This window comes from Aurantimonas marina (assembly GCF_017183135.1).
In the GTDB taxonomy this organism is placed as follows: Bacteria; Pseudomonadota; Alphaproteobacteria; order Rhizobiales; family Rhizobiaceae; genus Aurantimonas; species Aurantimonas marina.
The window spans coordinates 182,535-207,572 of sequence record NZ_JADDXW010000006.1 but is presented as its reverse complement, the minus strand read 5'-3'; the positions used below and the strand labels follow the sequence as shown (position 1 = coordinate 207,572).

General features: G+C 64.5%; 27 protein-coding genes. 12 read left to right on the top strand and 15 right to left on the bottom strand.

All coding sequences use genetic code 11. The features are described from left to right. Positions 1-106: 106 nt before the first annotated feature. Positions 107-394: a hypothetical protein gene (locus ING15_RS19850; protein ID WP_332873808.1), complete on the bottom strand. Its 288-nt coding sequence runs from the start codon at positions 392-394 to the stop codon at positions 107-109. Here ING15_RS19850 and ING15_RS09655 point away from each other — a divergent pair. Together ING15_RS09655 and ING15_RS09650 are read left to right on the top strand one after the other, a co-directional pair. Further along, entirely contained in the window at positions 284-994 is a 711-nt protein-coding gene (locus ING15_RS09655; protein ID WP_332873807.1) for an endonuclease/exonuclease/phosphatase family protein, read from the top strand. The two genes, ING15_RS19850 and ING15_RS09655, sit on opposite strands and share 111 nt — an antisense overlap. Next, positions 991-1,995, top strand: a complete 1,005-nt coding sequence (locus ING15_RS09650; RefSeq protein WP_206454576.1) for a lysylphosphatidylglycerol synthase domain-containing protein — start codon at positions 991-993, stop codon at positions 1,993-1,995. Before ING15_RS09655 ends, ING15_RS09650 begins: the two co-directional genes overlap by 4 nt. Here the strand turns inward: ING15_RS09650 and ING15_RS09645 are convergent, their stop codons facing one another. Together ING15_RS09645 and ING15_RS09640 are read right to left on the bottom strand one after the other, a co-directional pair. After that, entirely contained in the window at positions 1,996-3,468 is a 1,473-nt protein-coding gene (locus tag ING15_RS09645) for a phospholipase D-like domain-containing protein (protein ID WP_206454575.1), read from the bottom strand. A gap of 228 nt (positions 3,469-3,696) precedes the next feature. After that, positions 3,697-4,578 carry a LysR family transcriptional regulator gene (locus ING15_RS09640; protein ID WP_206454574.1) on the bottom strand — a complete coding sequence of 294 codons (882 nt, stop codon included), beginning with the start codon at positions 4,576-4,578 and terminating at the stop codon, positions 3,697-3,699. Between the two features lie 127 nt (positions 4,579-4,705). Here ING15_RS09640 and ING15_RS09635 point away from each other — a divergent pair, with 127 nt between their 5' ends. Next, a complete protein-coding gene (locus tag ING15_RS09635) occupies positions 4,706-6,205 on the top strand; it encodes a CoA-acylating methylmalonate-semialdehyde dehydrogenase (protein WP_206454573.1) in 1,500 nt (499 codons plus the stop codon). Positions 6,206-6,295: 90 nt separating this feature from the next. Here ING15_RS09635 and ING15_RS09630 read toward each other — a convergent pair whose 3' ends face one another. Then, positions 6,296-6,784: a MarR family winged helix-turn-helix transcriptional regulator gene (locus ING15_RS09630; RefSeq protein ID WP_206454572.1), complete on the bottom strand. Its 489-nt coding sequence runs from the start codon at positions 6,782-6,784 to the stop codon at positions 6,296-6,298. 174 nt (positions 6,785-6,958) lie between these two features. Here ING15_RS09630 and ING15_RS09625 point away from each other — a divergent pair, with 174 nt between their 5' ends. Continuing rightward, entirely contained in the window at positions 6,959-7,369 is a 411-nt protein-coding gene (locus tag ING15_RS09625; protein WP_206454571.1) for a dihydrofolate reductase, read from the top strand. A 30-nt stretch (positions 7,370-7,399) separates the two neighbouring features. Here the strand turns inward: ING15_RS09625 and ING15_RS09620 are convergent, their stop codons facing one another. Genes ING15_RS09620 through pabB form a run of 3 tightly spaced genes read right to left on the bottom strand, consistent with a single transcriptional unit; the run spans position 7,400 to position 10,225 of the window. Further along, entirely contained in the window at positions 7,400-8,263 is an 864-nt protein-coding gene (locus tag ING15_RS09620; RefSeq protein WP_206454570.1) for an aminotransferase class IV, read from the bottom strand. Next, positions 8,244-8,840 (bottom strand): anthranilate synthase component II, encoded by a 597-nt coding sequence (locus ING15_RS09615; RefSeq protein ID WP_206454569.1) that lies wholly within the window; start codon positions 8,838-8,840, stop codon positions 8,244-8,246. Before ING15_RS09615 ends, ING15_RS09620 begins: the two co-directional genes overlap by 20 nt. Then, positions 8,840-10,225, bottom strand: a complete 1,386-nt coding sequence (gene pabB, locus ING15_RS09610; RefSeq protein ID WP_206454568.1) for an aminodeoxychorismate synthase component I — start codon at positions 10,223-10,225, stop codon at positions 8,840-8,842. Before pabB ends, ING15_RS09615 begins: the two co-directional genes overlap by 1 nt. Before the next feature lie 220 nt (positions 10,226-10,445). Between pabB and ING15_RS09605 the strand changes: the two genes are divergently transcribed. The 3 genes from ING15_RS09605 (at position 10,446) to rlmH (ending at position 11,986) form a co-directional block, all read left to right on the top strand. Further along, positions 10,446-10,739 carry a hypothetical protein gene (locus tag ING15_RS09605; RefSeq protein WP_206454567.1) on the top strand — a complete coding sequence of 98 codons (294 nt, stop codon included), beginning with the start codon at positions 10,446-10,448 and terminating at the stop codon, positions 10,737-10,739. A 254-nt stretch (positions 10,740-10,993) separates the two neighbouring features. After that, on the top strand, positions 10,994-11,452 hold the full coding sequence (gene rsfS / locus ING15_RS09600; protein WP_408628687.1) for a ribosome silencing factor: 459 nt from the start codon (positions 10,994-10,996) through the stop codon (positions 11,450-11,452). Between the two features lie 51 nt (positions 11,453-11,503). Further along, positions 11,504-11,986: a 23S rRNA (pseudouridine(1915)-N(3))-methyltransferase RlmH gene (gene rlmH, locus ING15_RS09595; protein WP_206454566.1), complete on the top strand. Its 483-nt coding sequence runs from the start codon at positions 11,504-11,506 to the stop codon at positions 11,984-11,986. A 21-nt stretch (positions 11,987-12,007) separates the two neighbouring features. On the opposite strand, the gene ING15_RS09590 is transcribed toward rlmH, so the two are convergent. The 6 genes from ING15_RS09590 to ING15_RS09565 all read right to left on the bottom strand — a co-directional run bounded on the left by ING15_RS09590 (position 12,008) and on the right by ING15_RS09565 (position 18,257). Next, complete coding sequence (locus tag ING15_RS09590; RefSeq protein ID WP_232845670.1) at positions 12,008-13,093, bottom strand: hydroxymethylglutaryl-CoA lyase; 1,086 nt, start codon at positions 13,091-13,093, stop codon at positions 12,008-12,010. After that, positions 13,086-13,595, bottom strand: coding sequence for a TRAP transporter small permease (locus ING15_RS09585; protein ID WP_206454565.1), 510 nt, complete (start codon positions 13,593-13,595; stop codon positions 13,086-13,088). Before ING15_RS09585 ends, ING15_RS09590 begins: the two co-directional genes overlap by 8 nt. Before the next feature lie 12 nt (positions 13,596-13,607). Continuing rightward, complete coding sequence (locus tag ING15_RS09580; protein ID WP_206454564.1) at positions 13,608-14,648, bottom strand: TRAP transporter substrate-binding protein; 1,041 nt, start codon at positions 14,646-14,648, stop codon at positions 13,608-13,610. Positions 14,649-14,667: 19 nt separating this feature from the next. Further along, complete coding sequence (locus ING15_RS09575; protein WP_206454563.1) at positions 14,668-15,966, bottom strand: TRAP transporter large permease; 1,299 nt, start codon at positions 15,964-15,966, stop codon at positions 14,668-14,670. Positions 15,967-16,115: 149 nt separating this feature from the next. After that, positions 16,116-17,336: a CaiB/BaiF CoA transferase family protein gene (locus tag ING15_RS09570; RefSeq protein ID WP_232845669.1), complete on the bottom strand. Its 1,221-nt coding sequence runs from the start codon at positions 17,334-17,336 to the stop codon at positions 16,116-16,118. 63 nt (positions 17,337-17,399) lie between these two features. Continuing rightward, entirely contained in the window at positions 17,400-18,257 is an 858-nt protein-coding gene (locus ING15_RS09565; RefSeq protein WP_206454562.1) for an isocitrate lyase/PEP mutase family protein, read from the bottom strand. Between the two features lie 219 nt (positions 18,258-18,476). Here ING15_RS09565 and ING15_RS09560 point away from each other — a divergent pair, with 219 nt between their 5' ends. Continuing rightward, positions 18,477-19,172, top strand: coding sequence for a GntR family transcriptional regulator (locus ING15_RS09560; protein ID WP_206454561.1), 696 nt, complete (start codon positions 18,477-18,479; stop codon positions 19,170-19,172). 17 nt (positions 19,173-19,189) lie between these two features. Here ING15_RS09560 and ING15_RS09555 read toward each other — a convergent pair whose 3' ends face one another. Together ING15_RS09555 and ING15_RS09550 are read right to left on the bottom strand one after the other, a co-directional pair. Then, the gene (locus ING15_RS09555) at positions 19,190-20,362 is read right to left on the bottom strand and encodes a Gfo/Idh/MocA family protein (protein ID WP_206454560.1); all 1,173 of its coding nucleotides are present in this window, start codon (positions 20,360-20,362) and stop codon (positions 19,190-19,192) included. Positions 20,363-20,472: 110 nt separating this feature from the next. Continuing rightward, complete coding sequence (locus tag ING15_RS09550) at positions 20,473-21,510, bottom strand: LacI family DNA-binding transcriptional regulator (RefSeq protein WP_206454559.1); 1,038 nt, start codon at positions 21,508-21,510, stop codon at positions 20,473-20,475. Positions 21,511-21,636: 126 nt separating this feature from the next. On the opposite strand from ING15_RS09550, the gene ING15_RS09545 reads away from it, so the two are divergent. The 4 genes from ING15_RS09545 to ING15_RS09530 all read left to right on the top strand — a co-directional run bounded on the left by ING15_RS09545 (position 21,637) and on the right by ING15_RS09530 (position 25,035). Further along, positions 21,637-21,888: a hypothetical protein gene (locus ING15_RS09545; protein ID WP_206454558.1), complete on the top strand. Its 252-nt coding sequence runs from the start codon at positions 21,637-21,639 to the stop codon at positions 21,886-21,888. After that, the gene (locus ING15_RS09540) at positions 21,872-23,026 is read left to right on the top strand and encodes a TRAP transporter substrate-binding protein (RefSeq protein ID WP_206454557.1); all 1,155 of its coding nucleotides are present in this window, start codon (positions 21,872-21,874) and stop codon (positions 23,024-23,026) included. Before ING15_RS09545 ends, ING15_RS09540 begins: the two co-directional genes overlap by 17 nt. 157 nt (positions 23,027-23,183) lie before the next feature. Further along, positions 23,184-23,696 (top strand): TRAP transporter small permease, encoded by a 513-nt coding sequence (locus tag ING15_RS09535; RefSeq protein ID WP_332873805.1) that lies wholly within the window; start codon positions 23,184-23,186, stop codon positions 23,694-23,696. A gap of 7 nt (positions 23,697-23,703) precedes the next feature. Next, a complete protein-coding gene (locus ING15_RS09530; protein WP_206454556.1) occupies positions 23,704-25,035 on the top strand; it encodes a TRAP transporter large permease in 1,332 nt (443 codons plus the stop codon). Positions 25,036-25,038: the final 3 nt, after the last annotated feature.

Genomic DNA, 25,038 nt, shown 5'->3' with positions numbered 1-25,038 from the left:
CGACGCGTGAAATATGCACGCGGTCGCACCCGATAGCGCGCCAATTCTCCTATTGGCAGATAGGCCCCCCCTTTTCGGGAGGAGTCGGGACCATATGTGGCAGCGTCTAGGCCGTTCCTTCGGCCAGTCGTTTGATCGCGGTCGGGGCGCGTGTGAGCCGGACGGGTGAGTTGACATTGGACGAGAGCCTTGATGCCGGGTGGTCGCGCCATTCATGATCCGCCTCCTGTCCTACAATATCCACCGGTGTATCGGGACGGATCGGCAACTGTCGCCGGAACGCATAGCGGAGGTCATTGACAGCTGCGATGCTGATATTGTCGCGCTTCAGGAAGTCGACGTCGGCCGGATGCGGACGGGCGCCGCCGACCAGGCGCAGGACATCGCGCGACATCTTGGCATGATGCCGCATTTTCATGCCGCGCTGACAATCCAGGAAGAGCAGTACGGTGATGCGATCCTCACGCGGCGTCCGTCCCGGCTGATGGGGGCCGGGCCGCTGCCCGGGCTCTCGGCACGGCCCAAACTGGAGCCGCGGGGTGCGTTATGGATCTCGGTTGAGACAGGTGGGACGGCACTGCAGGTAATCAACACGCATTTCGGTCTCAATCGCAATGAACGTCTGCGTCAGGCCGAGACAGTGCTCGGCGCTGAGTGGCTCGGGCATCCCGAATGTCGCAACCCGGTGGTGCTGGTCGGCGATTTCAACGCCGTACCCCGGTCGCGGGCCTATAGGCGACTGGCGCAGCATCTGTCGGAAGCAGCCCGATTGGCCGGGAATTCCGATCCGGGGGCGACCTATCCGAGCCGGATGCCGCTGCTACGTATCGACCACGCCTTCCTGCGCGGCGCTGTCACCGTTCGGTCCGTAACAAGCATACGCACGCCGCTGACTCGGGTCGCCTCGGATCATCTACCTCTTTTGCTCGAACTCGAACTGACACCGCTGCCCCAAGAAGACATTCAGCCGACGAAGACGGTGCGCTGCCGATGACTGAGACCGTCGACGAAGAACGGAAGCGAGCCCTGGAGCGCGAGGGAGCAAGCGGCGTCGGAACGGCTTGGCGCAAGTGGCTGGTGCGGGCGACGGTGCTCGCCGGACTGGCGTTGGCCGGCTGGCTGCTCTACCGCACGCTGGGCCGCTACAGCTTCGACGAACTCGTTCAGTCCGTCACGTCTTTCCCGCTCGGCCGATTGGCGAGCGCCGGGCTTTTCGCCGCGGCGAGCTATGTCTGTCTCACCGGCTTCGACGCGCTCGCCGTTCGCTATGTCGGCAAGCGCCTGGCTTACCCGCGCGTCGCTCTTGCTTCCTTCGTCTCTCTGTCCTTGGGCCACAGCATCGGGTTCGCCGGTCTCAGCAGCGGCGCGATCCGCTATCGCTTCTACTCGCGATGGGGCCTTTCGATCGGTGATGTGTCGAAGGTCATTCTGTTTTCCGGAATGACGGTCGGCGTCGGCTTGGCGACTCTCGGCGGCGTCTCGATCCTCTTGCGCCCGGCGTTGGCGGCCGAACTGATCGGCATTCCGCAGTCGCTCGTCCTGGCTCTGGGCCTCGGTTCGCTGGCGGCGACGGCGCTCTACCTCATTGCCGCGACCTTCGTCAAAGGCCGTCTGCGCATCCGCAAATGGACGCTGGAGATGCCCGATCCCCGCCTCGCGCTGGCCCAGGTCGCTGTCGGCAGTCTCAATTTCGCTCTGGTGGCGGGATGCCTTCATCAGGCGCTCAGCGCGGTGACCGAGATTCCCTATCTGACCGCGGTGACGGCGTTCATTCTAGCCAATATGGGCGTCCTCGTCACTCATGTACCCGGCGGCCTCGGTATTATCGAGGCCGTGATCGTCTATCTCCTGCCGCAGGTCAACGTGATCGGCGCGCTCCTGGTCTTCCGCTTTGTTTATTTCCTCGCCCCGCTCGTCATCGGCAGCATCGTGTTCGCTGTGACCGAACTGGTCTGGCGGAGCAAGGCGTCAAAAGATGTGTCGGCGGAGCGGTGACTACCGTTTGCGCGACAGCCAGCTTGACAGGTTGAAGGGCCGTTTCGGGTCAAGCAAAGTAGTAAGTGGGATCCTCCGCGACGGACCGCGGTCCGACATTGCGGCAAAGGCGCGAAGCCGTCCGGCGCCATTCAGCTTGTCGATCGCCCGCACGAGCGAGCCCTCCGTCGCGATGGTTTCGGCGACCCGCGACGGATCGATCGCAAGATGTTCGGCCAGAAGCTGGTTTCGCAGCCGTTCGATCGCTTGCCGGGTCTTCGCATCGGTTGCCTCGACGCCCAGATCGCATTCCGTGTCGAGTCCCAGCGAACGGTTATTGAGATTGGAAGAGCCGACCCGGAGAAAACGATCGTCGACGACGATCAGCTTGGCGTGGATCAGAATCTCGGCATCCGCGCGGCTGCCGTCCGATACGGGGTAATAGGCTCGCAACCGACCGAACCGGTCGGCCTTGCGCAGGCGGCGAATAAGCCGGTCGCGGTTCAGGCCCATGGCGATCTGTTCGAAGAGCCCATTAAGGGTTCGCGTCGTCAAGATCACGACTTCGGGTCCGTCGGAGCGCGCCAGCGCCTGGGCAAGGATATCCGCGACCATCGGCGCCGCGAGATACTGCGTTTCGATATAGATGCCTTGTCGGGCGGCCGACAGTGCGTCCGCGGTCAGTGCCGCCACTTCCGATACCGGCATGTGGCCGTTCCATCCGGGGAGCGTGCAGGCGACGCCCATGGGAGCATTTTCGAAGTCCGGGACGACATCGGACGGCCAGATGTCGGTCTGCACATTCAGCTCGGGAAGCTCCTCTCCGGTCGCTCTGCACCAGCGAAGCCGGGCGATGCCGGCGACCTCCGCCGCTGCCCGCGAATCAACGATCATCTGCATGTCGTGAACCGGCCTGTGGTAGTGGCCATCGCCGTCCTGCCGGGCCGGGTCGTCCGTCAGATGACCCGGGCTGTCCCAGCGTTGCACGGTCAGATCGATTCCGCCGACGAACGCGACACTGTCATCGATGCTGACGATTTTTTGATGATGCGCCGCATAGAGCGGGTGATCGGTGTCGAGGCGCACCGAGATGCGGGGATGGTTCTGCCAATCGGCGCCGAAAATCAGGTCTTTCGAGCTGCCCGGCGCGTGCGCCAGCGCCACGCTCCAGACGAGAACACGGACTTCCAGCGCCGGGTTGGCTTCCACCAGCGCGTGCAATAGGGCCCCAAGCGTATCGTGCCCGTTTCCTGCCGCATCCCGTTGCAGGTGAATGTGTCCGTCGAAATCCCAGCCGACGATGAAGATCGACCGGCGCGCCATGCGCAGACATTCCGCGAGACGTGGAAAATACGCGCTGCTGTCGACCAGGAGCGCGGCGCGTCGGGTCAGCGTGACATCGCGGCAATTGCGCCCCGCCTTGAGAATTTGCGTAGTGAGCGGCCGCTCCCGCTCGATGGCGATCGGCCGCGTCGCGTCGTCCGGATGCTGCATGGGGTCCTGTGGGTCTATTCTCTTCGACCCCTCACATAGCAGGCGGAGCGACGAGCGGCACCATGATGATGTCTTTTCTACCGGTTTCTCGACAGCGGTCATCCGATGCGCATGCAACGATGTGGTGCGGCGATCGGCTCAGCCGATAGCGGAGGGTGTGGGCCGTCGCCGGCCGCGATTGTCCTCATCCGCCGGCATCCTCGTGACTGCCGAGGCGGGCCGGCCCCGTCAGGTGAAGGATGCGCGGTCCGTCGCTACGATCTCGCGGATGAAATCGGCGACGGCGGCAATGCGGCGCACGTCGCGGACGCTCTCGTGATAGACCAGCCAGTAGGTCCGCTGGATCGTCTGGTCCGGCAGCACGCGGGCGAGCTCCGCGCGCCCCGCGGCCATGAAGCCGTGCAGGATGCCGATGCCGGCGCCGGCCGCTACCGCCTCGGTCTGACCCAGCGCGCTCGACACCTCGAAACGCGACGGCCACTCGGCGGTGATGTCGCTGTAATAGGCTAATTTGGGACTGTAGAGCAGATCCTCGACAGCGCCGACGAGACGATGGCGGGAAAGGTCTGCGAGCGTGCTCGGCTGACCCTGTTCTTCCAGATAGGCCGGGGCAGCGTAAAGCCCGAGCGCATAGTCGGTGAGCTTGGCGGCGACCAGACGCCCCGCCTCCGGCCGTTCGATGGTGATCGCGATGTCGGCCTCGCGGCGCGACATCGAAAAGGCGCGCGGCACCGGGACGAGCTGCACGGTGAGGTTCGGATGACGCTCGGTCAACCGCCAGAGCCGGGGGGCGAGGAAGGCGGTGCCGAAGCCGTCCGGCGCGCCGACGCGCACGGTGCCGGACAGCGCGATGTCGGTGCTCCCGACCGCGGCGCGGGCGGTCAGCATCGCCTCTTCCATGCGCTCGGCCTGTTCCAGAAACGCCCGACCGGTTTCGGTGAGTTCGCAGCCGTTCGGCCGGCGGATGAGCAGCCGGGCGCCGAAGGCCGTCTCCAGCGTCGTCAGCCGTCGCCCGACGGTCGCGTGATTGAGCTCCAGCCGCCGTGCCGCCGCCAGGATCTGCCCGGCCCGCGCCACCGCGAGGAACAGACGGACGTCGTCCCAATTCATGCCCATTCGCTCCGCTCCGGCCTGGTGGACGTCACTTTTCGCACAACGGATGCGCGATGCGAAGGATTGGCTTTTCGCCCGCGCCGCGCGAGATAGACGGCAAGGCAAAATCCCGAGGAGGAACCAGATGGAACAGATCGGTCATTACATCGGCGGCAAGCGCGTCGCCGGCACCAGCGGACGCACCGCCGACGTCTTCAATCCGGCGACCGGCGAGGTCCAGGCCAAGGTCGCGCTGGCGAGCGCGGAGGAGCTTCGCGCCGCCGTCGAGAACGCCAAGGCGGCCCAGCCGGCCTGGGCGGCGACCAATCCGCAGCGTCGCGCCCGGGTGATGATGAAATTCGTCGATCTGCTCAATCGCGATATGGACAAGCTTGCCGAGGCGCTGTCGCGCGAACACGGCAAGACCTTTCCGGACGCCAAGGGCGACGTGCAGCGCGGGCTCGAGGTCGTGGAGTTCTGCATCGGCGCGCCGCATCTCTTGAAAGGCGAATTCACCGAGGGTGCCGGCCCCGGCATCGACATCTATTCGATACGCCAGCCGCTCGGCGTCGTCGCCGGAATCACGCCGTTCAATTTTCCGGCGATGATCCCGATGTGGAAGTTCGCCCCGGCGATCGCCTGTGGCAACGCCTTCATCCTCAAGCCGTCCGAGCGCGATCCGTCGGTGCCGATCATGCTGGCCGAATTGATGGTAGAGGCCGGGCTGCCGGAGGGCGTTCTCAACGTTGTCAACGGCGACAAGGGCGCTGTCGACGCGATCCTCGACGACCCCGACATCCAGGCCATCGGCTTTGTCGGCTCGACCCCGATCGCCCAGTATATTTATTCGCGCGGCTGCGCCAACGGCAAGCGCGTCCAGTGCTTCGGCGGTGCCAAGAACCACATGATCATCATGCCGGACGCCGACATCGACAAGGCGGCGGACGCGCTGATCGGTGCTGGCTACGGCGCGGCTGGAGAGCGCTGCATGGCGGTCTCGGTGGCCGTACCCGTCGGCAAGGAGACCGCGGACCGGCTGGTCGAGAAGCTGATCCCGAGGGTCGAGGCGCTGAAGATCGCGCCCTATACGGCCGGCGACGACGTCGACATGGGTCCGCTGGTCACCGGCGAGGCGAAAAAGCGCGTGTTGGGTCTCATCGACAGGGGCGTCGAGGAAGGCGCCAAGCTCGTCGTCGACGGTCGCGGCTTCAAGATGCAGGGCTATGAGGACGGCTTCTTCGTCGGGGCCTGCCTGTTCGACGACGTGACCCGCGACATGGACATCTACAAGACCGAGATCTTCGGCCCCGTCCTGTCGGTGGTGCGCGCCAAGAACTATGAGGAAGCACTATCGCTGCCGATGGAGCACGAATACGGCAACGGCGTCGCGATCTACACCCGCGACGGCGACGCGGCGCGCGATTTCGCCAGCCGCATCAATATCGGCATGGTCGGTGTCAACGTGCCGATCCCGGTACCGCTCGCCTATTACACCTTCGGCGGCTGGAAGGCATCGGGCTTCGGCGACCTCAACCAGCATGGCCCCGACGCCTTCCGCTTCTACACGCGGACCAAGACGGTGACCCAGCGCTGGCCGTCGGGCATCAAGGACGGCGCCGAATTCAACTTCAAGGCCATGGGCTGATCGCGATATCCAGACCAGTCCTGTAAACGGGCGCTCCAGGCGCCCGTTTTTCTCAAGGCGCCTGACGATCGCGCCATCGCGGCCTGTGAGTTAGCGAAGTCGACGCAATTTCTGGGCGAGAATTTCGCCGACATGCGTCAGCGACCGGTCGAGCGCGACGAGATCGCCGGACGGGATGGAACTCGTCAGATCGGCTTCGAGCCGTTGCCAGATCTCGCGAATGGCGACTTGCGCCTCTTCGCCCGCCGTTGTCAGCTGAACCATGGTCTGTCGGGCGTCTCGGCTGTTGGGCGTGCGCGCAACCAGACCTCTTGCGATCAGCCTGTCGAGCATCTTCGACACCGTCGAGGGGCGGACCGACAATTGGTCGGCGAGCATCGACACGCTCGATGGATTGCTAGGGTCGAGGCTGTCCAGCAGTTGATCCTGGCCGGGATGAAGACCGATCTCGGCCAGCAGCAGCGCCTGGAAGGCGCGTGTCGATTTCGCGATCGAGAGAAGCGCGGGCAGGATGGCCAGTGACTGGTCGACACCCGTTCTCGGTTCCCAATCAAGACGGACTGTTATATTCGTATCCATACCGGCTTATTGGCCGATAGCCGGCCATCCATCTTTTAACTAGTTTATGAACGAAACTGGAATCGTAAGGGTTCCCTATCGATGCAGCACGGCTGGCCCTTGTCGCCCGAGGCTTGCCAGGTCGCGCGCGGCGGCGGTTTCAACCGAAAATGTGGACACGGGAGGAATGGGCTTATGGCGGATGTGCGGGTCATCTGCGCGATCGGTCGGAGCGGACAACTCGGCCTCGGCGGCCAACTGCCGTGGGAGGGGCGGCCGGAGCGGGTCTTCACCGAGGACGTCGAGCGCTTTTTCGAGATCACTCGCGGCCATGTGCTGATCGCCGGGCCGAAGACGGTCGCCTCCTTTCCCAGCTTTGCCAGGAACGATCGGGTTATCGTCGAAATTCGCTCGTCCGACGATCCGGAAGAAGTGCTCTCCCGATTTCCCAACCGCGTCGTTTATGTGGGGGGAGGTCCGGCGGTCTGGGATGTCTACGCGCCTTACGTCCGGCATTGGGACATCAATACGCTGCCCTATGACGGCTCGGCCGACACTTGGTTCAATCCCGCTTGGCTCGTCGCGGCGGGCAGCCGGCGTGGCTAAACCATGCGACCGAGGCGGATGCCGTCTCCGTTATTGCGGCACGACGGCTGCGCCTAGCGCGCGCGGATCGACGCCGCATTCGCCGGCGATCGCCCCGCATAGCCCTGTCATCAAGGTCGTGAGGGGACAGCCCGGCCGTCCGATGGTCGACGGGTCGAGGGTCGCGGGCGAGATCAGCCGCAGGCTGTTGGTCAGAAACACCGTCGCGCCGGCGAGATCCGCAAGCGCGAGCGAACGTTCGCGAACGGTAAAGCCGAATTCTCCGGCATGGGCCAGCACCCAGCGGCGGGTAATGCCGTCGAGGACGCCGTCGGCCAGCGGCGGGGTCGACAGTTCCCCGTCCTTGAGCACGAAGACGTTGGCGAGCGTCGAGCACGCGACGCGATCCTTGGTGTTGAGAAACAAAGCCTCGTCGGCGCCGGCCTGCCGGGCCGCGTGATTGGCGAGGACCGCATCGAGATAGGCGAGCGATTTCACCCGCGTTGTGGGCGAGGTTTCATTGCGCCGGATCGCGGACACATCCAGCCGAATTGCCGAGAACATCGCGCTTGGCGTCAGCGGTGCGGACGCGCCGAAAATAGTCGGACGCGGGTCCGGGGGGAGGGCAATGCCGCGGGGGCCAGGCCCACGGGTGACGGTGAGCCGGATCGAGCCGTTGACTTGTCGTTCCGCCAGCGCGGACATGGCGGCGTGCAGGTCATTTCGGGCTGCCGGGATTTCCAGACGTCCGGCAGCGGCGGCGAGGCGGTCGAGATGCTCCTCCATGCGAAACACCCGCCCTCCGAGAACCAGCGCGGTGTCGAAGACGCCGTCTGCGAGAAGCAGCCCCCGGTCGTTCGCGGCGATCGCGCCGTCGCACGGGGCGAAGGCGCCGTTAAGCCAGATGTCGGTCATGCCAAGCCTCAGCGAGGGTCAGGAAGTTCTTGAAGATCAGTTCGCCCTGTTCGCTCAGCACCGATTCAGGGTGAAACTGGATGCCAAAGGTCGGGTTCGCACGGTGGGACAGGGCCATGATCTCGCCTTCCGCCGAGCGCGCGTCGACGCGCAGATGCTCCAGCATCGCCGGTGTCTCCTCGACAATCAACGAATGGTAGCGCCCTACAGCTGTCGGGTTCGGCATTCCCTCGAACAGGCCCGTCCCTTGGTGATGGAGCACTGAGGCCCGCCCGTGCATCGGCTTCAGCGCCCGGGTTACGATACCGCCGAACGCTTCGCCGATGACCTGGTGGCCCAGGCAGACGCCAAGGATGGGAAGGCGGCCGGAAAATGCGCCAACCAGATCGCGCGAGATTCCCGCCTCGGCCGGCGTGCAGGGGCCGGGTGAAACGATGATGGACGTCGGCGCCAAAGCATCGATGTCGGCCAATGTCAGCGAGTCGTTGCGCACGACTCGCGTCTGTGCGCCCAGTCGGTCGAGATAGCGGGCGACGTTGAAGACGAAGCTGTCGTAGTTGTCGATAACGAGGATCATCAGGCATCGTCCTCGAACGCCGCGAGGACGCGGGTCGCCTTGGTGAAAGTCTCCTCGTATTCGGCGGCCGGGTCGGACAGGACGGTGATGCCGCCGCCGGCGGCGAGGCTTGCCTTGCCATTGGCGAAGCTGACGGTGCGGATGGCGATGCTGAGATCCATCGCGCCGTCGAAACCGAGATAGCCGATCGCTCCGCAATAGGGACCGCGCGCGGTCTTCTCCGTTTCGGAGATGATGCCCATCGCGCGGATTTTCGGAGCGCCTGTAATCGACCCGCCCGGAAACGTTGCGGCGAGGAGATCGCCCGCCGTCACGTCGTCGCGCAGACGTCCGGTGACGACCGAGACGAGGTGATGCACTGACGCGTAACTTTCCAGGCCGCAAAGCACCGGCACTTCGACCGAATCGACTTCGCAGACCCGCGAGAGGTCGTTGCGCAGAAGGTCGACGATCATCACGTTCTCGGCCCGGTCTTTCTCGGATGCCAGCAGCGCCGCCGCGAGCGCCTGGTCCTCGGTCGGATCGGCGGAGCGTTTTGCGGTTCCCTTGATCGGCCGGGTTTCGACCGTCCGTCCGTCGAGCTTCAGGAACCGTTCCGGCGACGACGAAGCGATGGCGAGATCGGAGTCGTCGAGAAAGGCGCCGAAGGGCGCGGCATTGGTGCGTCGCAGCTTGAGATAGAGCTGAAACGGATCGAAGCCGTCCGGCAATCGTGCCTCGAAGGTCTGGGCGATGTTGGCCTGATAGATATCGCCGGCAAGGATGTAGTTGCGCACCCGTTCGATCGCCGCGCGATAGTCGGTGGCGAAAAAATTCGAGCGCCAGTCGAGAGCGGGTGTGGACGAGACGACTGTCGAGGATGGTGGTGTTGGGGCCTCCAGAGTCGTCTTGAACGCCGCGACCCGCGCGTGGGCGCGGTCATCGCGCTCCGACTTGTCGGCGGGATGGCCCGATGCGATGATGAAAGCGCGATCCTCGGCGAGATCGACGGCAAGCACCGTATCGTAGAGATTGAACTGGACGCTCGGCACATCGGGAACGAAATCCGGCGGGACGGCGAACCGCTCCAGATGATGGGCGAACTCATAACCGATGTAGCCGACGGCGCCGCCCTGAAACGGCGGCAGACCGGCGATTGTCTGGGTGCCATACTGCCGCAGGACCTCGTCCAGCGCGGCCAGTGGGGCACCGTCCAGTCGGCGTCCGTCCAGCATCGCGCCGCCCGCATCGACGGTGAAACGGGCGAAAGGCGAGGCGGCGACATAGGCGTAGCGGCCCAGCGTCGCGTGCCGCATGGCGCTGTCGAGAAAGGCGAGGCCACCCAGCAGCCTCAGGCGGGCCGCCGCGACGTCCGGCGCCAGGGGATCGATCTCTTCGTAGACCATGGCGGCAATTGCCCCGAATCGCGCGCGCGCGTCAAACCGCATCGGCGCGTGGCTGCGACATCTGTCGAACGGACGTGATTCTCCGGGACATCCTTTCACGCCGCCACCGTACGAACCCGATGCCGAAGACCCGCTCCAACACGTCTGATTGATAAGACCTTGGTGCAGAGGGTGTTCCGCCCCAGATAGCGGACAGGATCAAAATCTCACGGAGCTAGCGATGCAAGCCGCGATCGTCTGCCTGGGTCTTCTCACCGGCTTAACCGGATGCACCGGCAGCACGCCTTACCCCAACCTATCGCCGATTGCCGGTGCGCGCGTCTCGGCGAATCCCAATGCAAGGGGAACGGAGGCCTTCTGCCAGCAATATGGGCGTCAAACAGGGGCCAACAGCTACGAGAACCGGATCGACCGCGGCGAGGACAGTATCGGCGCGGATCTTCTTTATCGGCAGCAGGCGCGGGATGACGGTGCGGCGGCCTATCGCCGCTGTCTGGCGGGGCGCATCAATTAGGGATTTGCAACGGAAATTTCCGCTATCCGTTCTCTTTACGATTACCATCCAGGTTGTGTGGTTCCGCACGATTGGATGTCGTTCCGGCCTTTAGCCAGATGGTTTGCGCTCGCCTCGGGGCGTGTCGTTCGGCGGCGGAAGGTCGCGGAATCGTTCGCGACAGCTTTGCCGCTTTCCGCAAAGCTTGCGGGCGAGAATGTCCCTACGTCTTGAAACTGCCACCAAAGACTGCCTACATCTCCGATATCGGAGCTATTTCGGCTTCGAATGTATGCCCGTGGAAAGGGAAAACGACACTGAGACCTGCGGCTGAAGCGAAGGATGTCTTTGAGACCTCTCCTTCTGACGCGCCCGCCACCGATCTTTCGGTCGGCCGGACCGCAATCGATCTCGTGATTTCGAGCCTGGAAGACTCGAAGGGCGAGGACATCGTTTCCATCGACATGAAGGGCAAATCGGCGTTGGCCGATCATATGGTGATCGTCTCCGGACGATCGCATCGCCATGTGACGGCGGTTGCCGATCATCTACTTCGCGATCTCAAATCCAACGGCTTCGGGATGGCGAAGGTGGAAGGCCTTCAGAACGGCGACTGGGTGCTGATCGATACGGGCGACATCATCGTCCATATCTTCCGCCCGGAGGTCCGCAGCTTCTACAATATCGAGAAGATGTGGTCCGTCGGAGACGCCGGAGACGCGACGATCCATTGATCGTCGCTTCACTGCTGAGGGGAAGGCTTCGGCCGGGAAGGGGCTCGGCCGATGCGGCTGACGATTGCGGCCATCGGCCGGATGAAGGTCGGTCCGGAACGAGTTCTCGCGGACCGCTATCTCGATCGTCTGAAGAAAACTGGCGTGCCGCTCGGGCTCGACTATCAGGGGCTTTCCGAATATCCCGAATCGCGGCTCGGCACAGCGCCCGAGCGCAAGCGTGAGGAAGCTGAGCGGCTGCGGTCCTCGCTCGCGGAGGGCTCGGCTCGACTGATTCTGGACGAGCGGGGCAAGACGCTCTCGTCGGAGGAATTCGCCGCCGCGATCGCTGCGTTCCGCGACGACGGCCGCCGCCATCTCGCATTGCTCATCGGCGGCCCGGACGGTCATGACGAGGTCCTGCGATCCGGCGCGAACCTCGTCCTGTCTCTGGGGCGGATGACATATCCTCATCAGATCGCCCGGATTCTGGTTGCCGAACAGCTCTATCGCGCGGCGACGATCCTCGCCGGGCATCCCTATCATCGCGCCTGAAGGACGGGCGCCTTCCCGACTTCAGGCGAAGGCCCGCTTCCGGGGTACGATGCGCAGATGCCCGCCGGTCTTGCCGCCGGGCAGGGCGGCGATCCGGTCGGCCGCGGCAAGCAGCTTTTCCAGGTCGAGGCCGGTGTCGATGCCGCCTTGCTGGAAGGCGAAATACAGATCCTCGGTGGCGGTGTTGCCGGTGGCGCCCGGCGCGAACGGACAGCCCCCGAGACCAGCCGCGGCGCCTTCCATGACGCGGACGCCGGCCTGATAGGCAAACAGCGCGTTGGCGACTCCCATGCCGAAGGTGTCGTGTCCGTGGAATGCCCAGCCGGTGGCTGTCGGCGCATCCGCCATGACCGCTTCGAACCGCCCCTTGACTGTCAGCGGATCGGCCCGGCCGGTCGTGTCGCACAAGGCGAATTCCGCCTCGGGCGCAATCGCGAGTGCTTTGGAGAAGGCACGACGGACGTCATCGAGCGGCACGGTGCCCGTGAACGGACAGTCGAACGATGTCGCGAGATCGACGCGCAGACGGAAGTTCGGGTCCCCGTCCATCGTCTCGACTACGGCGCGTAGCTGTGCCAGCGACTGCTCGACGCTCTGGCGGACGTTGTTCTGGTTGTGCGCTTCGGACACCGAGAACACGAAGACCAGTTCGCTGTAGCGGTTTTTCAGCGCCAGCTCCGCCCCCTTGGCGTTGGGCACCAGCACCGACAGCCGGACGCTATCCCGGCCTTGGAAATGCGCTGCGATGTCGGCCATGTCCGCCATCTGGGGAATCGCCTTCGGGCTGACGAAGGAACCGAGTTCCATCCGTTTCACCCCGGCGGAGAGCAGAGCCTCGATGATGGCGATCTTCTCTTCGGTCGGCAGCGGCTTGTCGATCGACTGGAATCCGTCGCGGGGCGCGACCTCGACGATCTCGACTGATTCCGAATTGCCGGTCATGCCGATTCTCCTTTCGTCCGCGCTGGAAGACAGCGCCTTCACCCAGTTGATCACGCCGCCCGACGAGGAAACGGCGGTCGCGGCGACGGATGGGGCGCTCGCCAGCGTTAACTGCCCGACGACGGGACGGTTGGCGATGAGCTTGCGAGCGAGACTGTCAGACATGCGGCATCGTCTCCGAGGATGTCGCCGCGGGGCCGCGCACGATATTGATCAGGAACTGCAGCCCAAGCGTGCCAAATCCGATCGGCAGCATGGCGTAGGCAAGCCACATCGGCGTGCCGAAGGCGCTCGATACGCGCTCCCCATAGGCCCATGCGTCGTACGCCATCAGGCCGCCGCGCCAGGTGATGATGGCGCAGAACACCGCGCCGACCACCCCGACGACGGTGGTCACCGGCCACCTCCCGCCGGGGCGCAGGCCATCGGCGAGAAGCGTGATTCCGATATGCTCGCCGCGCCGCTGAACCTCCGCCGCTGTCATCACCGCGAGGTAGACGACAAGGAACGAGTTGATCTCCAGGCTCCACGAGGTCGGCGCCGCGAACAGATAGCGCATCGTGGCGTCATAGGTGATCGTCAGCGCCATGAAGGCGAGGACGCCCTGACCGATGATTTCGAGAAACCGGGCGAAGGCCTCGAACAGTTTCAGCGGAACGGCGAGCATGGTTTCGGTCCTTTAAGCGTCTTTATCCATTGCGAGATCGATCGCCTTCTTGCCGACCTCCTCGCCGACTTCCCCGATCCAGGCCTCGCGAACGTTCGCGCTGACTTCGCGGAACTGCTCGAGCTCCGCCTCGGTGGGCTCGATGACCTCAAGACCCGCCTCGCGGAATGCCGGCCAGTATTTCGCTTCGAAATAGTCCTGATTGGCGACCCGCGCGCTGTTTTCGTCGAACCATTCGACACCGGCCATCATCGCGTTGCGGACCTCTTCGCTCAGCGCTTCCCAGCGATCGGTCTGGACGAAGATGCCGATGCCGAAGGCGGTGACCGGCAGCTTGTAGACCTGGGCGGCCTGCTCTTGGATCTTGCGGCCGTTGATCGTGGAGATATTGGCGACCGCCGCGTCGACGGTGCCGCGCTGCATGGCAAGATAGAGCTCGGAGGAGGGGATGCGCACGGCCGCGCCGCTGAAGTCCTCGATCGCCTTGGTCGCCTCGAAGGAAACGACGCGTAGCTTCTTGCCTTCGATGTCCCCGAGGCTGCGGATCGGCGAGTCCTTCGTGCTCCAGATATATTCCGGCTCCATGATGCCGCCGCCGAGACTCAGGACCGTCAGCCCGTTCTTCTTCAACTCGTCCTCGACGAGCTGGAACAGCGGCGAGCCGCGCTTGAGCCGGTCGGGATTCTGGTAAAGTTCACCGACGACGCCCGGCAGACCGGTGATGCCGAGGATCGGCAGCGACCGGGTGATGTAGGAGGTGGTGTGGAACATGAAGTCGATGGTTCCCGAGCGCAGCGCCGGGAGCTGTTCGTCCGCCGACAGCAGGCGGCCGGAATCGTAGAAATCGATCGCGGCGACATCGCCATGTTTCTCGTTGACGAAGTCGACGAAGCCCTGGCTGCCATAGGCCAGATCGGCATAGGAAGGCGGCAGGTAGGTGACGCCGGTGAGCTTTTGCGCTTCCGCGTAGGCGGCGCTGGAGTGAAGACCAAGCGCCGAGCCGAGCGCCAGCGCTCCGGTGGCTGTCATGAAACCGCGTCTGTCGATGGTCATGTGATTTTCCTCCTTGGGTTTATTTCATCAGGTTTGGCAGCCAGAGGCTGATCGACGGGAACAGCACGAAGATGACGAGCATCACGAACTGCACCGCGACGAATGGAATGACGCTGCGAACGATCTCCTCGATGCGCAGCATCGGGGCGACCGCCTTCAGCGTGTAGAGATTGAGGCCGACCGGCGGCGTGATCACCGCGATCTCCAGATTCATCACCAGGATGATTCCGAACCACAGCGGGTCGTAGCCGAGCGTCTGGATCAGCGGCAGCAGGATTGGCGTGGTGACGACGATGAGCGACACCGCGTCGACGAGCATGCCGAGACCGACGAGCACCAGCATGATCAGGATGAGAATGACCTCGGGCGGCAGCTCGGTGCCGACGAGCAGGCCAGTGATCGCGTCGGGGACGCGGACCAGGTTGAGGTAGTCGCCGAAGATTCGTGCGCAGCCCATGATCAGGAGAATGGCGCCGGAAATCCGCGCGCTGGAGCCGAGCACCTGCATCGTGCCCTTGACGCCGACCGAGCGGAAGATGAAGGCGGCGATGACGAAGGCGCCGATGGCGCCGAACGCCGCGGCTTCGCTCGGTGTGGCGATGCCGGAGTAGATCGTACCGAGCACGACCGCGATCAAAAGCACCGCGTGCCAGATCCCGCCCAGTGCCTGGAGCCGGTCGCCCCAGCTGTAATGGACGTGTTCTCCTTGCGGGGCTTCCGCCGGGTTGAGCAGTACGCGGAAGTAGAGATAGACCGAGATCGCCAAGGCGAGGGCGACCCCCGGCACGATACCGCCGATGAACAGGTCGGCGACCGAAACGCTCGAGACCGCGCCGTAGATGATCAGAGGCACGCTGGGCGGGATGAGCATCGCAAGCGCGCCGGAGCTGACGACGCTGCCGGCGGCGATCGAGCGGCTGTAGCCGCGGTCCAGCATTTGCGGAATGGCGATCGAGCCGACCGCGGCGACGCCGGCGATCGAGACGCCGCTGACAGCGCCGAACACGGCCGAAGCGCCCACGGTCGCGATGGCAAGCCCGCCGCGCAGCCATTGCAGCCACAACACCGCCGCATGGAAGAGATTCTTGCCGACCGGCGTCGCCGCCAGGAAATTGCCCATCAGCACGAACAGGGGCAGCGCCAGCAACTCGAAGCTGTTCAACTGGCCGAACAGCGAGGTCGGGCCGAAGAAGAACGCCATCGAGCCGCGTGCCATGTAGAGGCCGGTCAGACCGGCCGCGCCCAAAGCCAGGAAGATTGGCGCTCCGATGGCGATGAGCGCCAGCAGGATGACGACCACGATGACAGGTTCGATCATCGCTGAGCGTCTCCGTCATGCGCGGTGTGAAGCAAGTCGCCCCTGTTCATGGCCTTCCCTCCGGCACAGCCGGGTCCGCCTGTCTTTCCTGCCACTTGCATCCCTCCCAGGATGTCGCCGCGCGTCCGTGCTGCGCTCGTGTTCAAGGCTCAAATGACGCCGTCGGCGTCCAGTCGAGCAATTTCGTCGTCGCTGTAGCCGAGCCATTGCGCGAGCACTTGTGTCGTGTCCTGGCCGAGGGCGGGGCCCGTATGGCGGATCGTTCCGGGTGAGGCCGACAGCCGCGGAAACACGTTCTGCATGGCGATCGGGCGGCCGAGTGTCGCGTCATCCACGCGCGTCACGGATTTTCGCGCCTGAAAGTGCCGATCCTCCAGCATGTCCTTCGCCCGGTAGGCCGGGCCGGCCGGGACCGCCACCGCCGCGAGTTCTTCCACCAGCTCGTTCGCCGGCTTGGTTTGCGTCCATTCGCCGATGATGGCGTCGATTTCCGCCTGATGACGCCCGCGCGCTTGGTGGTCGCGAAAGCGTTCGTCGTCGGCGAGTTCCGGCTGGCCCATGAGGGCGGTCAGGCGGCGGAACAGACTGTCCTGGTTGGCGCCGATGATGATCGTGCCGCCGTCCTTCGTCGGGTAGGCGTTGGACGGCGCGATACCCGGTAGGATGCTACCGGAGCGTTCGCGGATATGGCCGCCGCCGTCATATTCGGAGACCAGGCTTTCCATCACCGAGAGCACCGATTCGTAGATGGAGGCATCCACCATCTGCCCGTCGCCCGTGCTGTTGCGGTGCTGCAATGCCAGGAGAGCGCCCTGAAAACCGTTCTGGCCGGCCAGCGTGTCGCCGAGCGAAATGCCCATGCGCACCGGCGGCCGGTCCGGATAGCCGCTGATCTCGCGCAAGCCGCCCATCGCCTCGCAAACCGAGGCGAAGCCGGCACGGTCGCTATACGGTCCGGTCTGGCCGAAACCGGTGATGCGGACCATGATCAGGCCGGGGTTGATCTTGGACAGGACGTCATAGCCCAGCCCCCACTCCTCCATGCGGCCGGCGCGAAAATTCTCGACCAGGATATCGGTCTTGGCGACCAGCGCCTTGACGATGTCCTGGGCTCGCTTGTCGCGCAGGTTCAGGGTGAGGGATTTCTTGTTGCGGGCGATCACCGGCCACCAGAGCGTGTGGCCGTCGGCGTCCGTCCGGCCCCATTGCCGCATGGCGTCGCCGGTCTTCGGCGGCTCGATCTTGACGACCTCAGCGCCGAAATCGGCCAGCAATTGTCCGCAGAACGGGCCTGCGATCAGCTGACCCATCTCCAGGACGCGAATACCTTCCAACGGACCCATGCGGTCGGTTTCCTCCGTGCTGCTCAAACGAGACGCTTCCTTCGTCCGTCCGGACCGTGCGCCTTGCCACCAGATGGCATCGCCATGCCGCTAACCCCCATAACGCCGGTCGAACGCCCAGACGTCCTCGAAGCCGATCAGTTCGTTGAATTCGGCGAAGCTGTAGAGCTCGGTGCGATTGGTGTTGATGCCGTTCGCCTTGAGGTCCGCATAGGTTGTCCGAAGCGCAGCGGCGGCGGACAGAAAGCCGGCCGCCGGATGGATCGCGACGGCAAAGCCGAGCGCCTGCAGCTCGTCGGCCGGCAGCAAGGGCGTCCGACCGCCATTGACCATGTTGGCGATCAGCGGTCGCTCGATCTCGCGGCCGATCCGCGCCATTTCCTCGACGCTTTCCGGCGACTCGGCGAAGATCAGATCCGCGCCGGCTTCGCCGTAGGCGACGGCGCGGCGGATGGCCTCGTCCAGCCCATGCGCGGTGCGGGCGTCGGTGCGGGCGATGACCAGGAAATCGTCGTTCTGGCGGCTGTCGACGGCAACCTGGATCTTGCGGACCATCTCGTCGCTCGGCACCACCTGCCGGGTCGGCGTGTGGCCGCACTTCTTCGGAAACACCTGATCTTCGAGCTGGATCGCGCTGACGCCCGCTGCCTCGTAGCCGCGCACGGCGTGCCGGACATTCAGTAGCCCGCCATAGCCGGTATCGGCATCGGCGATAATCGGGGTCTCAGTCATCCGCGCCATTTGCGCGATCCGTCCGATCATGTCCGAATAGGTCGCGATGCCGGCGTCCGGTAACCCGAGCGAAGACGCCACCGTGCCATAGCCGGTGACGTAGAGAGCCGGAAAACCCATGCGATCGGCGATGAGCGCCGAAATGAGATCGTAGATGCCGGGCGCAAGGACGAACTCCTTGCGGGCGATAGCCGCTCTCAAGGCGGGATCGGCCATGTGATCTCCTCCCCGCGTTCTCAGGACCGGGCACCATCCCGGGTCGCCGATGATCGCCTGTCGTTGCTCGAGCGTGCACCCGGAGCCGCGCCTCCCAGCGCCCAACGAGGAATGCCGAATTGTATCCAATCTGTCAATATCGGATGCACGTTTGACGATACTGATCAGATTTTGTATCCAATGCGGCGAAGAACAGGCATCATCGCAAGGGGCGCAGCGATGGCATCGAAAAAGCAAGGGCCGAGCGAGCGCAGTGCCGACCGGGTCTACGCCGCGTTGCGGGCGGCCATCCTCCATGGCGACTACGAGAATGGCGGGCGGCTGACCGAGGAGGTGCTGGCGGAGCGCTTTCGGGTCAGTCGAACGCCGATCCGTGCGGCTTTGGCCAAGCTCGCGGGGGACGGGTTCATCGACATGATTCCGCATGCCGGCGCCGTGGTCCGCCGTCGGACGAACCGCGAGGTCAGCGAGGTCTACGCGGTTCGCGCCCTATTGGAGAGCGCCGGTGCCGGCCTTGCGGCGACGCTTCGCACCGATGTGGACGTCGTCGAGCTCGCCGCCATCTGCGACGAGATGGAGGCTCGGGCGGGCGACCGGGACGCTGTGGAGATCCTGTCAACCTTGAACAAGCAGCTGCACCACCGGATACTCGACATATCCGGTAATCAGACGCTGCGCGACACGGCCGACCGGCTGATGGATATCGGTTTTCTCATCCACAGCTACACGAAATTTCAGCCGCGCGACCTCGGACGCAGTCTCGCCGATCACCGCGATCTGGTCAGCGCCATCGCCTCGCGCGACGCCGAATGGGCGACTTCCGTCATGGGGGCGCATATCCTGGCCGCGCGGAATACGCTGCTGGAGACCATGACGGACTCGCGTGATTCCGCCGACGCCAAGGCTCTCGCATAGTCAACCTCGCGAAATTCTCACCCCGGCTTGGTCCAGCGGCTGTCATTCGCGGAGGAACGCACGGCGGCGTTGATGAAGCGCATGGCGTCGAGCCCGTCCTCGACCGTGGGGAACGTCACCTCGGGCGGGATCGTGCGACCGTCGGCAACCGCCCGGATGGCGATGGCGGCTTCGCGATAGATCGTGGCGAAGCCTTCCAGATAGCCTTCCGGATGTCCGGCCGGAATGCGGGTGACGCGCTGGGCCGCCGGGACGGCGGTCGCTCCGCCGCGGGTGATCAGCCGCTTCGGCTCGCCGAAGGGCGTGAACCAGAGTTGGTTCGGGTTCTCCTGCGCCCATTCGAGCCCACCTTTTTCGCCGTAGACGCGAAGGCGCAGGCCGTTTTCCTGGCCGGGCGCGATTTGGCTCGCCCACATCATGCCCTTCGCTCCGCCGCCAAAGCGCAGCATGAGATGGTCGTTGTCGTCGAGCCTGCGGCCGGGAACAAAGACTGAGAGATCGGCGGCGACGCTATCGAGCTTCAGCCCCGTCACGAAAGTCAGCAGGTTGAAGGCGTGGCTGCCGATGTCGCCCAGCGCGCCGCCGATGCCTGCCTTTTCCGGATCGACCCGCCACTCGGCCTGCTTGGAACCTGCCTTTTCGGCTGCCTCGGTTAGCCAATCCTGCGCGTATTCGGCCTGGACGACCCGGATCGGTCCGAGATCTCCGGCCGCGACCATCTCCCGCGCCTGACGGATCATCGGATAGCCGGTGTAATTGTGGGTCAGCACGAAGACGCGCCCCGAGGCCGCGACGACCCGTTGTAGCTCCACCGCATCCTCGAGCTTCGCCGTCAGCGGCTTTTCGCAAATCACGTGGAAGCCGGCTTCCAGAAACGCCTTGGCGGGCGCGAAATGCAGATGGTTGGGCGTGACGATCGCCACGGCTTCGATGCCGTCCGTCCGTCCGGCTTCCGCTTCGGCCATCGCCTGGAAAGTCGCATAGGCGCGGGCCGGATCGATGCCGATCTCGGCGCCGGAGGACGCCGCGCGCCCGGCGTCGGAGGAGAAGGCGCCCGCCACCAGTTCAAATTCCCCGTCGAGCCGGGCGGCAATGCGATGGACCGCGCCGATGAAGGCGCCCTGACCGCCACCCACCATGCCGAGCCGGATCGGCCGCGCCGCCGGCATCGGGTCTGCCGATGAAACCATCCTCATTCTCCCTGTCATCGTCCGCCGAGGCGCGGCGAGGCGGACGTTTCAGCGGAAAGCTTCACCCCGCATGTTGCGATGCGGCTCTACCGCCTTGATTCGACTCCCGATCATACCGCCTCCCTATGCTGCCTCGCATAGCGAATGAGTGATCCGCGCTCGACGATATGCGTCTCCAGGATGGTGCTTTCCACGTTCGGATGGCCATCCCTGAGCTGGAGCAACAGCCGCGCCGCCGCTTCTCCCATGCGTCTGTGGGGGACATGGACGGTGGTCAGTTGCGGCTGGACGACGAGCGCCAGGTCGATGTCGTCGAATCCGACGATCGACACGTCTCGCGGGATCGAAAGCCCGATTTCCCTGGCTTTTGTCATCGCGCCAACCGCCAGCACGTCGTTGCCGCAGATCACGGCGCTCGGCGGATTGTTCCGTCGCATGAGAGCCGCGAAGGCATCGCCGCCTTCCTCGAGCGAATAGGGCGCTTCGACAACCGACGTCGCTCCGGCGTCCATGCCGGCCGCCGTCACGGCGTCGCGCACCCCGGCCACCCGATCCGCCGCCCGATCGTTCCCCTGCGTCTCGCCGGCGATCATCGCGATCGCCCGATGACCATAGCCGATGACTCGTTCGGCCAGCGCGCGCGCCGCGTTCCGGTTGTCGAATCCGGCATAGCAGTTGCCGTCGTTCGCCCGGTGGCTCCAGGCGATGACATAGGGCACGCTGCGCTGGCGCAGAAAATCGTATGTCGCCTGCGGACGGGCCGTGCCGATCAGCAACAGTCCGTCGGCGCCCCGACCGACCAGGGCCTTTATCTGTTCGGCCTCCCGATCGGGATCGTAGCCGGTGCTGGCGACGAGAAGGGTGACTCCGGCGGCTGCCAGGGCTTCCTGGAACGCCTGCAGGCCGCGTGCGAAGATGGCGTTCTCCATGGTGGGAATGATCGCGCCGACGGTATTGGTCCGGTTGGAGGCGAGGGCCCAGCCACCGAAATTCGGCGTATAGCCGAGTTGCTCCACCGCCTGGATGACGCGTTGGCGGGTTTCGGGCAGTACCCGCTCAGGAGAATTGAGGCAGCGCGAGACTGTCGCCGTCGACACGCCCGCATGCTGGGCCACGTCCGCCAGGGTAGGCGCCGATCGCTCGTTCATCTCGACTCCTCTCCTGTGCCGCCGCAATATCGTGCCAAATTCCAGAATCGCAATATGTAAGCGCTTGCATCAGGTCATGAAAGCGTTTACACACGGTTATAGGCGCATCCGATCAGGGAGGAAACGATGCGTAAGGCAGGTTCCATAGCACTCGCGGCGGCCGCGGTCGTTTTCGCGGTCTTCGTCGCCAACATCGTGATTGGTACGTCGGGTGGAAGAGTCTTTCTCTCCGACGTCGGCGAGATGCTGACGCTGTTTCTGGCGTCCGTGCTTTTCGTCGTCGCCGTCCTGCAACGCGAGCAGGCCCACGTCGCCGGAGTCAACGCCCACACCTACAACAATGGCCGGGAGGAGGCCCCCAATGTCCACAATCCGTGAACGCCAAGAATTGCAGTCGGTTGCTCGTCGAAATTTTCTGCGGCTGACCGGAGCGGGTGCCTTTACCGCCGCCATGGTGGCCGGGGCCGCCGGCACGCTCTGGTCGGACGAGGCGGTCGCCCAGACCGCCAAGGAAGAGAACGAGCGTCAGAAGGCCGCCGAGCACACCATGACGATCGCAACCGCCTATGTCCTGGGCGCGTCGCGCAGCTATCCGATCATGCAGCTCGATCTGAAGGAAAACATTCAGAACGCCACCAACGGCAAGGTCTATGTGAAGCTCTCGCCGGGCGGTCAACTGGGCGCCGGCGGCGCGCTGGTGCAGAAGGTTCAGGGCGGGACGATCCAGGCCGCGCAGCACTCGCTGTCGAATTTCGCGCCCTTCGCGCCGGTCGTGGACCTGATCAACCTTCCCTATTTCTGCGGCTCGAACCAGCGGTTCACGAACCTCGTCTCGTCCGATGCATGGAAGCAGGAAGTGCATCCCAAGGTCGAGGCGCGCGGCTTCAAGCCGCTCTTCTACGTCGTCATAGATCCCCGCGTCGTCGCGGTCCGCAAGGGTGGCCCCGGCCCGGTCATGAAGCCTGAGGATCTTTCCGGCGTGAAGTTCCGTGTGCCGGGCTCGGAGATGCTGCAGCAGTACTATCGCATGGTCGGCGCCAATCCGACGCCGGTCGCTTGGGGCGAGACGCCCTCCGCGATCAAGCAGGGTGTGGCCGATGCGCTTGATCCGTCAGTCGGAGCCCTCTTCGTCTTCGGCTTCAAGGACATCCTGAGCCACGTCACCTTCACCCAGGCGGTCCCGGACAGCCAAGTCTATTCCTGCAATCTGGAATGGTACAATTCGCTTCCCCAGGACGTTCAGGACGGCATCGACTTCGCCTCGGAGGTCACCTCCCAGCAGAACCTCGCCAAGGTCCCGGCCGCACGCGCCTACGCCATGGCAGAGCTGAGGAAGTCGGGCGTGGAATTCCACACGCTCACCGACGATCAGCTCGCGGTCTGGAAGGATACGGCCGGCTATCAGCGCGAGGAGTGGGATTCCTACAAGACCGAACTCTCCGGCGACATGAAGACGTTCAAGCGGCTTGAGGAGGCCGCTGGTACGATGGGGCGCTACTACGTCCACGACGCCTGAGGCGTATTTTGCGTCGGCGGGCGCCGAGCCCGCTGACTACTCTCATTTCGTGATCACGGGGTGCGAATGATCGCGCCTTTGACGAGGTTCGGTGCGCATGCCCGGCTTGCTGTTGATATGGCAGCCGGCGTCGCTCCGCCGCGAAAGGTTGAGGCGCGTGCATATCCTGAAGCTGCTGGACCGAAACGCCGAGCGATGGGCGCTGCTTATCTTCTACACGATCCTCGTCGCGACGATGGCGATCGAGGTGATCCGCCGTGAGGTCTTCGCTTACTCGTCGATCTGGGGCGAGGAGATCGTGCGCTATTCCTTTATCTATCTTGCCTGGATCGGCGCCGCCTCGGCGGTCAAGGATCGCGCCCACATCCGCATCGACGTGCTGTTCCTTTACGTACCCGAGCGGGCCAAGGCGCTGCTCTACATCCTGGGCGATCTGGTCATGTTGGTGGTCGCCTGCCTGGCTCTCTACTGGTCCTTCGAGACCGTCGGGGTCTCCTGGAAATTCGGCTCGGTCAGCCACGGCCTGCGGGTTTCCATGGTCTGGTTCCTGATGGCCGTCCCGGTCGGATTCTCGCTCGTCGTCATTCGTCTCGTCCAGTCCCTTGTCCGGGACGCCGCCGACCTCGTGCGCGGTCGCCCGCCCTATGAGGGCGAGCGTCTGTTCGATTGAGGTTCCCATGCTTTGGCAACAACTTCAGCAGCAGACCGTGGAATTGGGATGGGATTTTTACGGCCCGGTCCTGCTCTTCCTCGGGCTCATCATTCTCGGAGTTCCGGTCTGGGCCGCGATCGGCGCCTCGGCCGTCGCGATGCTGGTCCTGTCGCAGGTGCTTCCGCTCTCTCTGTTCGGCGAATCCCTGTTCGACGGCATCGACGCCTTCGCCCTGACCGCGGTTCCGCTGTTCATCCTGACGGGCGACGTGCTGGTCCGCACCGGTCTCAGTCGAAAATTCCTCGATATCGCCGAAGCGCTGACGTGCTGGGCCAAGGGCGGTTTCGGCTCGGCCACGGTGCTGGTCTGCGGCATGTTCTCGGCGATCTCGGGTTCGGACGCGGCGGGCGCCGCGGCGGTCGGGCGCATGACCATCGACCGTCTGGTGGAATCCGGTTATCCGCGCCCTTACGCCTGCGCCCTGGTAGCCGCCGGCGCCTGTACCGGCATCCTGATCCCGCCGTCTATCGCCTATATCATCATTGGTCTGGTGCTTGGCATCTCCGCCTCGACGCTGTTTCAGGCGGCGATTATTCCGGGCATCGCCATCCTGGTCTCGATCCTCTTGACCAATATCGTCGTCAACCGGATCTACGCTTATGAAGGTGGCGGCGCGATTTCCGGACGCGAATGGCTGAGCAACGTCGGCCGGGCGCTGAAGAGCGGCTGGTATGCCTTCCTGGTCCCCGGCATCATCTTCTACGGCATTTTCTCCGGCCGCCTGACGCCGACCGAGGCGGGCGCGACGGCGGTCGTCGTGACGATCATCATGGGGTTCATCCTGGGGACGCTGAAACTCGCCGACTTCCCCTCGATGCTGGTTTCGTCCGCCAAGGTGAACGGCGTCATTGTGCCGATCATCGCCATGTCGCTGCCGCTGGCGCAGACGCTCGCGGCGCTCGGCGTGCCGCAAGGCTTCGTCTTCGCGGTGACCTCGCTCACCGACGATCCCAACATGCTGATCCTGTTGATGATCGGCATCCTGATCGCCGCCGGCTGCGTGATGGAGACGACGCCGAACATCGTCATCCTGGCGCCGATCCTGAAGCCGCTTGCCGACGAAATCGGCATGAACGAGATTCAGTTCTGCATCATGATGATCACCTCGCTCGGGGTCGGCTTCATCACCCCGCCGCTGGGATTGAACCTCTTTGTCGTCTCGGGACTGACCGGCGAATCCATCCTGCCGATCGCCCGGCGGGCGGTGCCCTTTGTCTTCTTCATGCTGCTTGTCGTTCTCTTGATCGCCTATGTGCCGGCGATCTCGACCGCGATGCTCCCCGACATCTATCGCTAGGAG